The 13,498-nt window shown below is 64.0% G+C and carries 12 protein-coding genes and 1 pseudogene; 8 read left to right on the top strand and 5 right to left on the bottom strand.

Features of this window, described 5'->3' with window-relative positions:
• Positions 1-177 precede the first annotated feature (177 nt).
• The 3 genes from BEK68_RS18680 (at position 178) to BEK68_RS18670 (ending at position 2,205) form a co-directional block, all read left to right on the top strand.
• Positions 178-528 (top strand): hypothetical protein, encoded by a 351-nt coding sequence (locus BEK68_RS18680; protein WP_024542331.1) that lies wholly within the window; start codon positions 178-180, stop codon positions 526-528.
• A 73-nt stretch (positions 529-601) separates the two neighbouring features.
• The gene (locus BEK68_RS18675) at positions 602-928 is read left to right on the top strand and encodes a hypothetical protein (protein WP_004632709.1); all 327 of its coding nucleotides are present in this window, start codon (positions 602-604) and stop codon (positions 926-928) included.
• Positions 929-1,032: 104 nt separating this feature from the next.
• Complete coding sequence (locus BEK68_RS18670) at positions 1,033-2,205, top strand: GGDEF domain-containing protein (RefSeq protein ID WP_024542332.1); 1,173 nt, start codon at positions 1,033-1,035, stop codon at positions 2,203-2,205.
• A gap of 131 nt (positions 2,206-2,336) precedes the next feature.
• Here BEK68_RS18670 and BEK68_RS18665 read toward each other — a convergent pair whose 3' ends face one another.
• A complete protein-coding gene (locus BEK68_RS18665) occupies positions 2,337-2,720 on the bottom strand; it encodes a VOC family protein (RefSeq protein WP_024542333.1) in 384 nt (127 codons plus the stop codon).
• Positions 2,721-2,871: 151 nt separating this feature from the next.
• On the opposite strand from BEK68_RS18665, the pseudogene BEK68_RS18660 reads away from it, so the two are divergent.
• The 3 genes and pseudogenes from BEK68_RS18660 (at position 2,872) to BEK68_RS18650 (ending at position 4,304) form a co-directional block, all read left to right on the top strand.
• Positions 2,872-3,177 (top strand): annotated as a pseudogene (locus BEK68_RS18660) (DUF2164 domain-containing protein).
• A gap of 45 nt (positions 3,178-3,222) precedes the next feature.
• Positions 3,223-3,615, top strand: a complete 393-nt coding sequence (locus tag BEK68_RS18655) for a hypothetical protein (RefSeq protein WP_024542334.1) — start codon at positions 3,223-3,225, stop codon at positions 3,613-3,615.
• Positions 3,615-4,304 (top strand): Crp/Fnr family transcriptional regulator, encoded by a 690-nt coding sequence (locus BEK68_RS18650; RefSeq protein ID WP_065851847.1) that lies wholly within the window; start codon positions 3,615-3,617, stop codon positions 4,302-4,304. Before BEK68_RS18655 ends, BEK68_RS18650 begins: the two co-directional genes overlap by 1 nt.
• Positions 4,305-4,314: 10 nt before the next feature.
• Here BEK68_RS18650 and BEK68_RS18645 read toward each other — a convergent pair whose 3' ends face one another.
• From BEK68_RS18645 to BEK68_RS18635, 3 genes are all read right to left on the bottom strand, one after another.
• Positions 4,315-5,328, bottom strand: coding sequence for a 2-dehydropantoate 2-reductase (locus BEK68_RS18645; protein ID WP_024542336.1), 1,014 nt, complete (start codon positions 5,326-5,328; stop codon positions 4,315-4,317).
• Between the two features lie 29 nt (positions 5,329-5,357).
• Positions 5,358-7,010 (bottom strand): alkaline phosphatase D family protein, encoded by a 1,653-nt coding sequence (locus BEK68_RS18640; RefSeq protein WP_024542337.1) that lies wholly within the window; start codon positions 7,008-7,010, stop codon positions 5,358-5,360.
• A gap of 194 nt (positions 7,011-7,204) precedes the next feature.
• Entirely contained in the window at positions 7,205-8,623 is a 1,419-nt protein-coding gene (locus tag BEK68_RS18635; protein ID WP_024542338.1) for a discoidin domain-containing protein, read from the bottom strand.
• 930 nt (positions 8,624-9,553) lie between these two features.
• Between BEK68_RS18635 and BEK68_RS18630 the strand changes: the two genes are divergently transcribed.
• Positions 9,554-10,306, top strand: coding sequence for an autoinducer binding domain-containing protein (locus BEK68_RS18630; RefSeq protein WP_024542339.1), 753 nt, complete (start codon positions 9,554-9,556; stop codon positions 10,304-10,306).
• Between the two features lie 16 nt (positions 10,307-10,322).
• On the opposite strand, the gene BEK68_RS18625 is transcribed toward BEK68_RS18630, so the two are convergent.
• Complete coding sequence (locus BEK68_RS18625) at positions 10,323-12,107, bottom strand: phosphodiesterase (protein WP_024542340.1); 1,785 nt, start codon at positions 12,105-12,107, stop codon at positions 10,323-10,325.
• 256 nt (positions 12,108-12,363) lie between these two features.
• Between BEK68_RS18625 and BEK68_RS18620 the strand changes: the two genes are divergently transcribed.
• Positions 12,364-13,392: a MerR family transcriptional regulator gene (locus tag BEK68_RS18620; protein ID WP_024542341.1), complete on the top strand. Its 1,029-nt coding sequence runs from the start codon at positions 12,364-12,366 to the stop codon at positions 13,390-13,392.
• The last annotated feature ends 106 nt before the right edge of the window (positions 13,393-13,498 follow it).

Genomic DNA, 13,498 nt, shown 5'->3' with positions numbered 1-13,498 from the left:
AGGTTGGGAGCGGCCATCATACCGAAGCGAGAAGTGTCCGGCGTGCGCAGCGTTGTTCCGATGCGCGCCGCTAGGCCATTTGCACGTGCTGTCTGCCATAAACCCAGGTATCATGCGGGCTGCGCGCCGTTTTTGTCTGCAAAGCCTGCGGCGGCGCGGCTAGCTGAGCATACGACGATGGATTTCTACCCCGATCTGGAAGGTTTGCCGCTGTTTGCCAAACCCGCTTTCGGCTGGGAGGAACCGGCGTCGGCATTGTCCGCCGAAAACTTCCCGACCAAACCCCGCCGCTTGCGCCGATGGCGCGGCCCAATCACGCATTGGGAACGCGGCTACCGCTCCCACTACTACCGCGACAAGCGTGGCAAGAAGCTCGGTGAAATCCACCTGAGCCCCCGCGGTCAGGCGCCGCTGCTTTACCGCTGGCTGGCCGGCACGCTCTCGGGCATCGAGGGGTCGCTCACGCACGCACGCATGCGGGTGGAGGAGGCAATCGGGTTTGGGATGCGGCAGATGGCGCTGTTCTGAGCGGGCGGCCCGGCGTGTTGCTGGGCACGGCCGATGCGTCAACCTTGGGTTCACCACGACGAGGAGAACCCCCATGCCGACCATCGTCCGCATCTTCACAGACCATGCTGCTGCTGAAGCAGCTCGCCAAGCCGTGTTGAACACCGGCCTTACCCGAGAGCACGTCGCGCTGTCGCACCAGGGTGACGAGGCAGGTGCCTTGTGCGGCAACTTCCTGTGCGGCGACTACGAGCCCGGCGGCGAAAGCGCCGGGACCTACGAGCGCAAATTCCAGAACGTCGTGATCGGGGGGCGCTTTGTGCTGACCGTTGACGCCGAGCCTGCCCAGGTGGACGCCGCCGAAGCCGCGTTGCAACCCGCCGGCGGATATGCCGTAGACGACCTCGGACCTAAGCGTTGAGTTTGGCCGCGGTAGCGGCTGCGGTGTGCCCCACCACCCGGTGATGTTCGCAACGCGCGGCTTTTCGTAGAATCCCCGCCACAAAAGACCTTGCGGGAGTGCTCATGCTGGATCCAGGCGTCGCCATTGCCACGTCGGCGCTGATGAGCTTCGTGCTGCTGGGGTTGCTCGGTTCGTTGCTGCGCGCCGGCAAGGCAGGCATCGCCGAATGGTTTGGCGCCAACTTGGCCGTGGTGGTGGCACTGCCGTTGATCCTGCTGCGCGGGAAGATTCCCGATGGCCTGTCGGTTGTCGTGGCCAATGTCCTGTTGGCCTTGGGTGGGGCTGCGTACTACGCAGGCTGTGCGCGTTTTCTCGGCCGCCGGCCGCAGTGGCCCACCCTGCTGGCAGGTGTGACGGCGGTGGGGGTGGCGGTCATCTACTGGCGCTACGCTGTCGACAGCATCCCCATGCGGGTGTTTTCGACCACGCTGTTTTCAGCCGCCTTCTGTACGGCACTGGTGTGGATGCTGTTGCGCCATTCGCCCGCCGGTCGATCGACGTATCCGTATCGGGTCACGGCCATCATTGCCTTCGTGTTCGGCATTTGTCAGCTCGTACGCGGCGTCTACTTCCTGACGCTGCACGCGGCGTCCAGTCCGAGCATGTTTGCCACCGCCGGCAGCGTGCTGTTGCTCGTGGTGGCAGCGGCCATCATGCCCATCCTGTCGATGTCGGCCATGCTGATGGTGCATGACGCCCTGCTGGCCGACGCGCGCGATGCGGCCAACCGCGATTTCCTGACCGGTGCGCTGTCGCGCCAGGGCTTCGAGGCGCTGGCGCGCCGTCATGTTGGCCGTGTGCTGAGGGACGCGAGGCCGCTGGCATTGCTGATTCTCGATCTGGATCATTTCAAGCGCATCAACGACACCCTCGGCCATGCTGCTGGCGATGCCGTGTTGCGCGCGTTCGTGCAGATGGCGCAAGCACAGTTGCGGCCCACCGACGTACTCGGGCGCATTGGCGGCGAAGAGTTTGCGTTGCTGCTGCCCGACACGGACAGCAGCAGCGCCATGCACCTGGCAGAACGCTTGCGCAAGGCCGCTGCCGCGCACGTTGTCACGGCCGGAGCGCAGTCTTGCAGCTACAGCATCAGCGGTGGCGTGGCGGCGTGGCAGCCCGGCGAATCGTTCGATCGGCTGAGCGCACGCGCAGACCGCGCGCTGTACGACGCCAAGCATCAGGGGCGCGATCGCATCTGCGTGGCCGATGTGGTCAACGTGGGTGCGGTGGCGTAGCGTCGCGCGCAAGGCAACGGCAATCCGCGCGGCTGCCTGTCGCGGTGCCGTACAAGATCGTGCCGATGCCTTACGAAGTCCGGCGGATGTGTGCCTTGGTCGCGCTGCCCGAGAGGCGCAAGGTATGCGAGCTACGATCCCAGGTCATACGGCCGCGTCATGATCTCCAGAAAATGCCCATCCGGATCGTCGAAGTACAGGCCGCGCCCGCCGTTGTGTTCGTAGGTTTCACCCAGGCGCTTCTTCGCGGGGTCTGCCCAGTACGCCAGTCCCTTCGCCTGGATGCGTGCGAACGCCTGCTCGAATTCGGCATCGCTGACGAGAAAGGCGTAGTGCTGCATGGCGATGGGCGCATCGCTGTCGAAAAAGTCGAGCGATACGCCGTTCGATAGCGGCACGACCAGCATCTGCCCGAACGGGATTGGCTCGGGCAGGTCGAGGATGTCGCGCAGAAAGCGCGTGGACTTCTGCTTGTCGCGGCACCAGACGATGGTGTGGTTCAGTTCGATACGCATGCGGGTTCCCAGGCGTGGCGTGCGATGCAATCGTGCTGATGACACGATAGGCGACGCATGCCCGCATGCGCAACCGCGCCGCGCATCAGCAAGTTCCTTGCCCGCAGAGCCCGATATGGCGCCATTTCAGCCGCTTCGGCACGCCGGCGTTTTGCGCAAAGCCTGTCGATTTGACAACGCTGTCGGCGTCTCCTTTTCTGCACTGGCTTTCCGCGACGTCCGCGAAGAAGCCGTCCAATCCATCCAGCGCTACTTCACCGAGCAGTTGGACGAGCGCATCGGCAACATCCAGGCCGGCGCGCTGCTCGGTTTCTTTCTTGAAGAGATCGGCCCCACGGTCTACAACCTCGCCGTGCAGGAGGCGCAGGAACGTCTGTAGACGCGCGTAGCCGAGCTGGACTATGAGTGCCACCGGGAGCCGTTCCAGTACTGGAAGAAATTCGACAAGCGCCGATAGTTCCCGGCTAACATGCCCGGATTCCATCCCGGCCGCTTCGTTTCCATGTCTTCCTTGCGCGCATTCTTCGGCACCGCCTTTCGCTGGCAGCGCGGCCGCCAGGGCACGGGCTACGACAAGATGCTGCTGGCCACCGCGCCGTGGCCCATCCCGTTCGACAGCTACCTGATCCGCTATCCGGACGGCTCGGAAATTCCACCGCATACCGACCCCGTCACCAACGGCCGGCACTATCGGCTGAACATCGTGCTGAAGTCGCCACGCGCGGGCGGCGAGTTTGTCTGCGCGAAACCGATCTTCCAGACACGGCGTATCAAGCTGTTCCGCCCCGACGCGTGCGAGCACAGCGTGACGCGCGTGGTAGCCGGCAGCCGGTACGTGCTGTCGGTCGGATGGGTGTTAGGGCGCCGAGGCTCAGTGCCGGAAACTGAATCGTGATGAACGCATTTGCCGCCAACCCCTGGTTCCGGAGCCTCGCGCCGCACGTTGCCGACGCGCTGTTCGAAGCCACGGTGCCCGTGCAAATCGCCGCCGGCGCATTTCTCTTTCGTCAGGGCGATCCGATGGATGCCGGTTCGCATGCGTTCTTTGGCGTGGCCAGCGGCGCGCTCAAGCTCTCCATCTTCAATGCCGACGGAGATGAAGCCATCCTCACGTTGGTGGAGCCAGGCAACTGGTTTGGCGGGGTCTCGACGCTCGATCAACAACCGCGCGGCCATTGCGCCATCGCACTGGAAGATTCGGAAGTGCTGGCGGTGAGCGTGGCGCGCTTTGAAGCATTGATGCGTGATGCCGCATTTGCCGGGGCGATTGCGCGGCTGGTGGCGACGCGCCTGCGCCTGGCGTATGGCTCGCTGGCGAGTGCGGCACTGCACGGTACGCGGGCGCGCGTGGCGCGGCGCATTGCCTCGCTGGCGCACGGCGATGTGTCTCAATCGGCAGAGGGGCGTGCGAGCATATCCACCTCGCAAGACGCGTTGGCGATGATGCTCGGCATCAGCCGGCAGACGCTCAGCAAGGAGCTGCAAGCGCTGGTCAAGCTCGGTGCGATCCGCCTGCGCTATGGCCATATCGAGATTCAGGATATGGCGCTGTTGCTTGGCGCGAGCGAAGCTGGCGCCGACTAACCCGCCGCGCCTAGCTCGGCGCCCCCAAGGCCGCCAGCAGATCGTTGCCCGACCAGCTCGGGCGCGCGGCGGCAGATTCGGCGGCATGCACCATCGCACACAGCTGCGCATTGATGGGGGCGCGTTGCCCGAGGCGCTCCGCCAGGTGAACCACTTCGCCGTTGATCCAGTCGACTTCAGTCGTGCGCCCGGCGGCCAGATCGTCAGACATGGACGAACGTGCGAGCGGGTCCATGGCGAGCATCTTGCCGCCCAGTCGCGCAAACACCGCATCGGGCGTGGCAAGCAGGCGTGGAATCCACGTCGGCGGTATCGGCGTCAGCTTGGCGGGCCGGATGCCCGCACGCGACAGCAGCCGGAGTGCCTCCGTTTGTGCCAGTGCCAAGCAACGCCGGTACGCACGCTGGGACAGCTCTTCCTTCAGCGGCCGGTTGGCCAGCGCATTGATGGCGTTGTTCAGGTTGAGCAGCAGCTTGGCCCATTGCACGGCCGCCATGTCGGTGCGTTCCGTGAGCGGCAGACCCGCGCGGCGGAAGTCATCAACAAACGGTTGCAGCGCGGGGGACGCCGCCACTTCCAAGTCACCGGCCGTGCCCTGATGAAAGGCGCCCGGGCCAGGCTGCATCACGTTGAAGGGCACCATGCCGGCCAGCACGATCTGCTGCGGCAGGGCGGCGCGCAGGACGTCGGCATTGCGCAGACCGTTCTGGAAGCTGACGACAATGGCGCCCGCGCGCAGCACGGGCTTCAGTTCATCGGCCACGGATTGCGTGGCAGCGGACTTCACGGTCACCAGCACGAGATCGGCATCGGCGGCCGCGCTGGGATCGGCCATGTAGCGCACCTCAGCCGGCGGCACGTGCCAGCGCCCATTGCGGTAGTCCGTCAAGGTGAGGCTGTGCGCGCTCAGTTCGTTGCCGATGCGTGCGCGGCCCACGAGCGAGACATCGGCGCCGGCCGCCAGCAGACGGCCACCCAGATAACAGCCGATCGAGCCGGCCCCCACGATGCAGATCTTCGCCATGCGTCTCCTTGTTGTTGTGTGCTGGCATCTCAAGCCAGGCGCGGCACCTCGTACACCAGGGCCGGCTGCAGCGTATCGATGGCGTCCACCGGCTCGGGCGGGCGCCACATGAACAGCGAGAAGGTCATCTTCTCGGGCGTCACGTCGATGATGGTAAAGCCGTTTTTCTCCGTCGGGCGTAGCGCCTCCTGCATGGCGACGGATAGTGCCGGCGTGGTCTCGATGCTGCGGAATGCTGAAGGGAAGGCGAGGTCGCCAGTGCCAAGCGTGCCAGTCATGACCGTATGCACCGGTTGCGCGAGCGCCAGATCACCCGAACGCGACATCGACCCGGCCGCCGATGCATGGAAGTCGCCCTGCACGATGACGGCTGCGCGTTGTGTCTGCTGGGCTAGCGCAGCCACCAAGCGTTGATGCTGTGCATGCCAACCGCTCTGCCAGCCAGCTTTGGGCTGGTTGGCCACGAGGCGGCCGGTCTTCCGATCGAGCAGGTCCGGATACCAGTCGCCCAGCTTGCCCGACGAATACGCAAACGGCAGCGAGGGCACGTGGAAGAAGTGCGCGGTGTCTTCAGCGCGTGTGCGCGCCACGAGCCAATCTTCCACCCACTGCGGCACGACGCGTGCGTGGATGCCCTTGTTGTCGAGAAAGCGCCGGCAGTCGTACAGCACAGCTTCGAGCAGCGCGCCGTAGCGCAGCGTGCCGAAGGCGCTGTTGGTGTCGGTGGGCATGCCGGCCTTGTCTCCACCGGGCAGCCACACGGGGCGGTTGGCGTCGGGCAGAAACTCGGGGTAGTAGCGGCGCTGCGTCAGCTCTGCGCCGACCAGCCCGTAAGGCTCCGGCGGCAGGGTGGCGACCTTGTCGTCGAACTCGTCGTTCTCGAAGGTGTCGTGGTCGTCGGTCAGGAAATACGCGGGTGTGGAGCGCAGTGTGGTGCCGTACAGCCCGCGGATCTGGTAGTCGCACACGCGCGTAAAGATGGCTTCGTTCTTCGGGTGCGACATCGGCACCGATGTGTCGATCGCGCCGCCAAACTTCGCCCACATCAGTTCGCGCACCTGGCGTGCGAAGGGCTTGTTCTGCGAGGTCTGCAGATCCCAATAGATGTGGTCGCCGTTGGCGATGACGGTGTCGGGCGCGAACGACATACCGCGTGCCAGCAGCCGGCGGCGTGCGTTCATGTCGAGCCACGCGGTCTTGCCGGCCACCGGGGGGCCGTCATAACCGCCAGCGCAGGTGTAGGCCAGGATGCGCAGGCGCGCGGGGGCGGCATCGGGCGCCGGAAAGGTGCGCAGCGGCCACGCGTCGGCCAGCGGCTTGCCGCCGGCATCGACAATGCGCAGCGTGTATTGCGTGGCAGGCTGCAGACCGCGCGCATCGAAGCGCCAGAAGCGGCCGGCGGCATCGGTTTGCTCGCCGGCGACGCGCGTGCCGTTGACCATCAGCCACGGCGCACGTGCAAGCGGTGCGTGGAACGATGCCTTGATGAGAAAGCGTTCGTGGCTGGCTGCCGGGATCAGGTGCGCGAGCTGGCCCGCATGCCAGTTGGCGTCGGCGGCATGCGCGCCTTCCGGCAGGGTCAGGCCCAGCGCGCCAAGGCCGGCGGCGGCAGTGCTGAGCGTCAGGAAATCGCGCCGGCTCATGCCGTGCGCAGGGGGGTGCGGCGATTTGTGGGTGGGCATCGTCGATCCTCTGGCGTGGTGCGGAGACGCCATCGTGCCGAGTCGTGCCCAGGCTGAATGTTCAGCTTTTGACAATCTAGGGGTAGGTCCCAATGCGGGTCGCTCATCGACCCCATGACCAATGACAAACGCCCGATGGCCGAAGCCACCGGGGCGTTTGTCATGTCAGACGATGCTGATGCGGATACCGCGGCTTAGTAGCCCCACACCTGCATTTCATCCAGCGAGTAACCCCACTGCGTGGCGCGCTGCGTGCCGTACATGCGCACATAGCGACCGCTGCCCTTGAGGTTGGCCAGCGCTGTGTGACCCCACGAAGCGCCGCTCGAGGTCGAGTAGATGTTCGTCCAGGTCAAGCCGTCGTTCGAGGTCTGGATGTAGTACACCTTGGCGCCCGCGTCCCAGTACAGGTCGACACCGGTGATGGTGCGGGTCGAACCCAGATCGACCATCAGCCATTGTGCGCCGGCAACGCCTTCCACCGAATCCCAGCGCGTGTTGGTCGTGTCGCCGTCGAACGCGTAGGCCGGGCCGAGGCTGGCGCTGTAGCTGGACGACGCCCTGGCCGGCTTGCCCTGCGAGAGCAGCGTCACCGCCTGCGCGGCGACCGTCGGCGTGCCAGCGTAGTAGTTCGAACCGAGCTTCGCCTTGGTCGTGTCCGAGTTCACACCAAACTGCGACAGGCTCCAGCGCTGACCGGTGCTCGCATCGCCCAGGTAGAGCTGATAGCCACCGGCGCTGGTCGACGAGAAGAACACGTAGTTCGTGTTGTTCACGGGCGATGGGTCGGAGTTGTTGCTGTTGCAATCGTTGAGCGTGAGCTGGTTTGGCGTGTCGCTCGGGTTGACCTTGGTGTAGATCTGGTCAGCCTGGCTGGTGGCGTCGAGCCAGCGGGCGTAGAAGACGGTGCCGTCGCCGCGCACGATCGGGTAGTACGTCGCCAGGCCGGCGGGCGTGTCGAACGCCACCTTGGCGGTGCTGCCCACGGTCTGCTTGTACAGCCCCATGTCCGAGCCCGTCCCGGTGGTGTAGTAGATGGCCGTGCCGTCCGGCGTTGCAAACGGCATCGAGTTTTCCAGCGTCGGTGCCGTGCGCGTCAGGTTCACAGTCGAGGTGAAGACCGGGCCCGAGCTGGTGTACGACAGCGCGGCTTGCATCACATCGCCGTTCTGCTTGAAGAACAGCGATTTTCCATCGGTGCTGAACTTCGGGTCTTCATTGCGCGTCTGGCCGGTGCTATTGGTGAGGTTGATCGGCATGCTAGTCGAGCCGACTTGCCAGAAGAACACATTCCACGCGTTATTGGTGATGCCCATGAAGGCGATCCACTTGCCGTCAGGGCTGAACACGGCATTCATCGGGTCCTGGATGCCCCAGGCCGCCTTCGACACCTGTTGCAGCGTGCGGGCCGAAAAGTCGTAGATGAAGATCTGGCTGGTGCCGTCGCCGTAGCTGACGTAGCTGTGATACGCGAGCTTGCCGGTCAGGCTGGCGGGGAAGGTCGTGTTGGATTGCGTGGGCGGATTGGCAACGCAGTTGGCCTGGGCGCCGGCAGAGAACAGGCCGAGAGCGGCGCTGGCGACAAGACCAAGTGAAATCAGAGTGGAGCGCATGAAACGGAACTTCCTAAACAAGTGGGTGAGTGGAGCGGGCAACCGCCGCATTAAGTCCGCGCCACATTTCTGGATTTGGGCAAAGCTCCGCCAATTCCGGGCAATCCGGATTTGAAAAAGCGCCACAAACCGGGGAAGTGACGAGGATGAAGACGCGCCAAAAACCCTGTTGCTTCGTACCGTCGTGTTTTTGTCGGGGTCTCGACTACATCGAGAGGGCGAGTCGCGGACCAGACTGTAAGGGTTTCGCTGACAGAGCGAAACCCCAATAAGAAAGCCGTTCTTGCCTTAATTCTCCGCTGTGGGAGCAAATCGCCACACGTGTGTGTAAATCTGACACGTCAATTTTCCCGAACGTTGATTAACCTGCACGTACGACGTCGAGATTGTTATTTTTACTGCGGCGTTTTGTCGCGGAAGAGGGGTGCGCTCCTTGCTGGGTGTCGCGTTATCGCACCACCCCAATGTGGCGCTGGCGCACGCTTTGCGGCGTTTTCGACAGCGCGATGCGCCAACGCGCCCAGAGGCGCACCTGGGGTGCCAGGGGGCTGGCAATGATGGAAGCCGATGATACGAATTTCGCCTACCGGTAGCTTGTAAGAAACACACCCGCGCAAACAGTGGTGGGGGAATGTGGGCATGCCGCGGCTAAAAGTCAGATTCAAATAATGGGCGTGTTTTTGCGCAAAGCCGTTTGGCTATCCATGTATTTATCTCTGTATTGCGCTATTCCAATATTCGAGAAATTCTACTAATTGCATCGGTTATGCACGGCGCGCAATTCGTTTCGGATTATGTATAGTTTAAAAACGCCAGCGATTGCGCTCAGCAAAACACAAGGCCGATCACGCTTTCCGTCCGTTTGAAATGAGGAAGGCCGGTTAGCGGGATGCGCATGGCGATTCAGTGTGTGTTCTGGAGGCCGATGGGATGGGCGCTCACGATCAATTGCCGCATGACCGCGCAACAGCCTGGCGTGCAGCATTGCTGCATCAGTTGAACGGCCTGCGCGATGCCGATGCAGTCATCCGCTGTCTGCAACCGGCGCTGGCACTACTCGGTTTCGACTATTGCGCCTATGCCCTGCGTGCAGCGATTCCGATCACGCGCTTCAACACCCTCTGCTGGAGCACTTACCCGGAGCCCTGGCGCGAGCACTACCGTGTGAACCGCTATTTGGCCATCGACCCGGTGTTGCAGTTTGGGCAGCGCTGCGTCAAGCCCGTGCTGTGGTCCGGCATCGCCACGGCAGACGCGCCGTTCTGGGCGGACGCGCGCCAGCACGGGCTTAACCACGGGTGGTCACACACCATTCGCGACCACACCGGCATCTTCGGCACCTTCAGCCTGGTGCGCCGCGCCACGCCCATCACCGAAGACGAACTGGCCGCCAGCGAGCCCGAAATGATCTGGCTGAGCCAGCGCGCACACGCCAGCATCGGCACGCTCATGGCCGAGAAGGTCTTGCCCGATGCCGCCACGCGCCTGAAAGAGGTTGAACGCCAGACGCTGCACTGGACGGCCGAAGGCAAGACGGCGGCGGAAGTTGCGGCCATCCTGGAGATGACCGAGCGCAACGTGAACTTCCACATCCGCAATGCCGTCACCAAGCTCAATGCCGCCAACAAGACGCATGCCGTGGTGAAGGCCGCGCTACTCGGGCTGATTCCAGCGACGCTGTAGCGTTGTCCGAGATGTGTCAGCCCATGGCCCGCACGGGTTGCGTGGGGCGCATGGCTTCCAGATGGAAACCGCTGTCGCTTTGCTTGGCGCGCCGCTTGGCGAGGGCGGCGGCGGTGCCGATGTCGTCGCTGTTATGTGCGGCGCCGGGCAGCACGTGCAGCGCGCCCACCGCCATGGTCACGAAGCGGAAGAACGCCGGCAGCCCCTTGCGGTCTTCTGCATGCATGCCGCCCGCGGCGCGGTCAGCCGGCGTGTACATGGCGAGCGCGTTGGTGTTGAATGCCGCCATGGCCTGCGTGATGCGCGCCTGCCAGTCGGCGCTCTGGAACAGGATCAGGAAATCGTCCCCGCCCACGTGGCCGAGAAAATCCCGCGTGGGTTCGCATGCGTTGGCCAGCACGGCGGCGGCCATCTTCAGCATCTCGTCGCCCTGCCAATAGCCGTACTGGTCGTTGAAGGGTTTGAAGTGGTTCAGATCCACATAGCAGGCATAGAACTCCGCCCGCGCTTCCAGCAAACGTTCAATATGCAGGTTCAACGGAATATTGCCCGGCAGGAACGTAAGCGGGTTGGCGTAGCGCGCGGCCTCGATGCGGATTTCGGTCACGGTGCGCACCAGTTCTTCGCCGGTGCCCAGGCCCAGGTAGCGGCCATGCTCGGTGATGATGAAGCCGTCGGTCAGGTAGCGCTGGTCTTCGCTCATCAGCAGCGCCGACATGTCTTCCAGCGATGCGGATTTTTCCACCAGAACCGGCTGCCGGTTGGCAAATGCCAGCGCCGGCTTCTTGCCGTACAGCTCGCGGTGGTACGGCATCGCATAGCGGTCGATGAATGCACGGCGCGCGATAAGCGCGAGCGGGCGTTTGTCTTCATCGAGCAGCGCCACGGTGTGCAGATCGGGGTGGCGGTTGAACAGGTGCAGCACGTCGTCGTTGCTGCTGCGCAGGGGCAGGGTGGGTGCCATTCGCAAGAGCTTGCTGGCCGTGATGGCGCGCCAGCCAACGCGCACGGCCTGCGGAAACACCGCAATCTGCGAAGACTGCAGCACGCGCGCCGCCTGGCTCGACATGTCGCTCGTGGGCTTGTCCTGGGGGCGTGCAAGGAAGAAACCCTGTCCGAAGCGGATGCCCAGGTCGCGCACCACGCCCAGTTCGTCCTCGGTTTCCAGCCCTTCGGCAATGATGCTGGTGGCGCCGCCCTTGAGCGTCTGCTGCAGCGTGCGCGCGATGTCCAGCTTGGCTGGATGCTTGGCAATGTCACGCAGGAAATATTTGTCGAGCTTGATGAAGTCGGGCGTGAGTTCGATCAGCAGGTTCAGATTGGCATTGCCGGTGCCGAAATCGTCCAGCGCGCACTGCAGGCCAAAATCGCGTCCCACCGACAGCGCCTCGGCAAAGCTGGCCAGATCATCAATGGGCGTCTGCTCGGTCAGTTCAATGACGATCCGCGACGGATGCAGATCGTGATCGGCAATAGCGTGTAGCAGGCGCGCATGGTCTTGCAGCAACTGCCGCACGCCTTGCGCACTGAAGTTCAGGAACAGCTTGCCCGGCAGACGCATGGCCGAGAAATTGGCGATGGCCAGACGCGCGGCGGTCGTCTCCAGCGCAATCGTGCCCGCGGTGTCCGATGCCGCGGCAAACAGCGCAGCGGGCGACTCCATGGCGGAGCCTGCCGGCCCGCGCAGCAGTGCTTCGTAGCCGAGCACCTCGGTGGTCGACAGGCGGAAGATCGGTTGAAACACCGTGCGCAGCATCTCGGGCGCAATGCCCGCGGGCAAGGGAGTCGGTGAGAAAGTCATGACGTTGGCAGCAGACGCTAGATCGGACATTCTGCTAAACGACCCGCTGAACACAGAGTTGAATGAACTTTTTGTGACGCACGCAGCGGCGCGGGTTCGCGGGACATGGTCCCCACCACAGAGGGGCCCGGTTCAGAATGCCGGAAGCGCCTGCGTCTTCACGGGGCACTGTCCATTGCGATCCATCCACACCGGGCTTGACCCTCACATTGTGTGAGGTCCTAGCCTGTGTCCAAGCCAGAAGACAGGAGCCACCATGTTGTTGAAAGTGGGCGATCTCGCCAAACGCTGCGGCCTCTCGGTGCGCATGCTGCATCACTACGACACCATCGGCCTGCTCACGCCTTCGGCCCGCTCCGACAGCGGTTACCGGCTGTACGACAAGGCTGACGTCGCGCGCCTGCTCCAGATCCAGGCGTTGCGGCGCTTCGGCATGTCGCTGGCCGATGTCGGGGCTTTTCTGGCCAATCCGGACATCCCCTTCACCACGATCGTGGAACGGCAGATCGCGATGCTCGATCAGCAGATCACGCAAGCCAGCGTGCTGCGCGATCGGCTGTTGCGCCTGCACGGCCAGCTCGTGCGCGAGGAGGAGCCCGAATTGACCGAGTGGCTCACGACCTTGGAATGGATGACCATGTACGACAAATATCTTTCGCAGGAAGAACGTGCCCGCGCCGAACGCATGGACGCCGATATGGCCCGTCATGAGCGGTGGGCGGCGCTGGTGTCGACCGTGCAGGATGCGATGAAGCGCCAGGTGGCCTCACGCAGCAGCGAGGCGCAGGCGCTCGCCAAACAATGGATGGCGCTGCTCGCGCAGGATGCGGCGCTGGACCCAATCCTCACGGCCAAGCTGCACACGATGCACATCAACGAGCCGGCGTTGCAGGCGCGCACCGGTATCAGCCTGGCGATGCTCGACTTCATCATGGAGGCGGCCAACGAGACCAAGCTGGCGATCTACGCGAAGTATCTGTCGGCGCAAGAGTTGCAGTTCATGCGTGAGAACTTCGGCAAGCGTGCCAATGAGTGGCCGACCCTCATTGCCGAGGTGCGGCAGCATCTGGCCAAGGGCACGCCGGCGCATGCACCTGCCATGCAGGAGCTTGCGCGGCATTGGATCGCGTTGTTCCGCTCGTATGCAGGGAACGATCCGCAGACGCAGGCCAAGGTGCGCCTGGCGATGGAGCGGGAGCCGGAGCTTTCCGCCAGCCCGTGGATGGGGCCGGACCTGATTGCCTATGTGCGTGAGGCGATGGAGGGACTGATGAAGGCGGCATAGTGGCGCCGCTGCAGACGGCGGGGCGGGTTCCATCGCGTTTCCGTGATGACAGAGGGGCCCGTCAGTCGTTTGCACAATCCACATAGCATGCCGCCGGCCTGTGGCG

Origin of the sequence: Ralstonia pickettii, assembly GCF_001699815.1 — a bacterium.
Classification (GTDB): domain Bacteria; phylum Pseudomonadota; class Gammaproteobacteria; order Burkholderiales; family Burkholderiaceae; genus Ralstonia; species Ralstonia thomasii.
This window is presented reverse-complemented; position numbering and strand designations above follow the sequence as displayed.

Bases quoted from the DNA above. Each gene is read 5' to 3' on its own strand.
- BEK68_RS18630 (WP_024542339.1), top strand. From the start codon at position 9,554: ATGGGCGCTCACGATCAATTGCCGCATGACCGCGCAACAGCCTGGCGT.
- BEK68_RS18670 (WP_024542332.1), top strand. From the start codon at position 1,033: ATGCTGGATCCAGGCGTCGCCATTGCCACGTCGGCGCTGATGAGCTTC.
- BEK68_RS18635 (WP_024542338.1), bottom strand. From the start codon at position 8,623: ATGCGCTCCACTCTGATTTCACTTGGTCTTGTCGCCAGCGCCGCTCTC.
- BEK68_RS18665 (WP_024542333.1), bottom strand. From the start codon at position 2,720: ATGCGTATCGAACTGAACCACACCATCGTCTGGTGCCGCGACAAGCAG.
- BEK68_RS18650 (WP_065851847.1), top strand. From the start codon at position 3,615: ATGAACGCATTTGCCGCCAACCCCTGGTTCCGGAGCCTCGCGCCGCAC.
- BEK68_RS18645 (WP_024542336.1), bottom strand. From the start codon at position 5,328: ATGGCGAAGATCTGCATCGTGGGGGCCGGCTCGATCGGCTGTTATCTG.
- BEK68_RS18620 (WP_024542341.1), top strand. From the start codon at position 12,364: ATGTTGTTGAAAGTGGGCGATCTCGCCAAACGCTGCGGCCTCTCGGTG.
- BEK68_RS18640 (WP_024542337.1), bottom strand. From the start codon at position 7,010: ATGCCCACCCACAAATCGCCGCACCCCCCTGCGCACGGCATGAGCCGG.
- BEK68_RS18655 (WP_024542334.1), top strand. From the start codon at position 3,223: ATGTCTTCCTTGCGCGCATTCTTCGGCACCGCCTTTCGCTGGCAGCGC.
- BEK68_RS18675 (WP_004632709.1), top strand. From the start codon at position 602: ATGCCGACCATCGTCCGCATCTTCACAGACCATGCTGCTGCTGAAGCA.
- BEK68_RS18680 (WP_024542331.1), top strand. From the start codon at position 178: ATGGATTTCTACCCCGATCTGGAAGGTTTGCCGCTGTTTGCCAAACCC.
- BEK68_RS18625 (WP_024542340.1), bottom strand. From the start codon at position 12,107: ATGACTTTCTCACCGACTCCCTTGCCCGCGGGCATTGCGCCCGAGATG.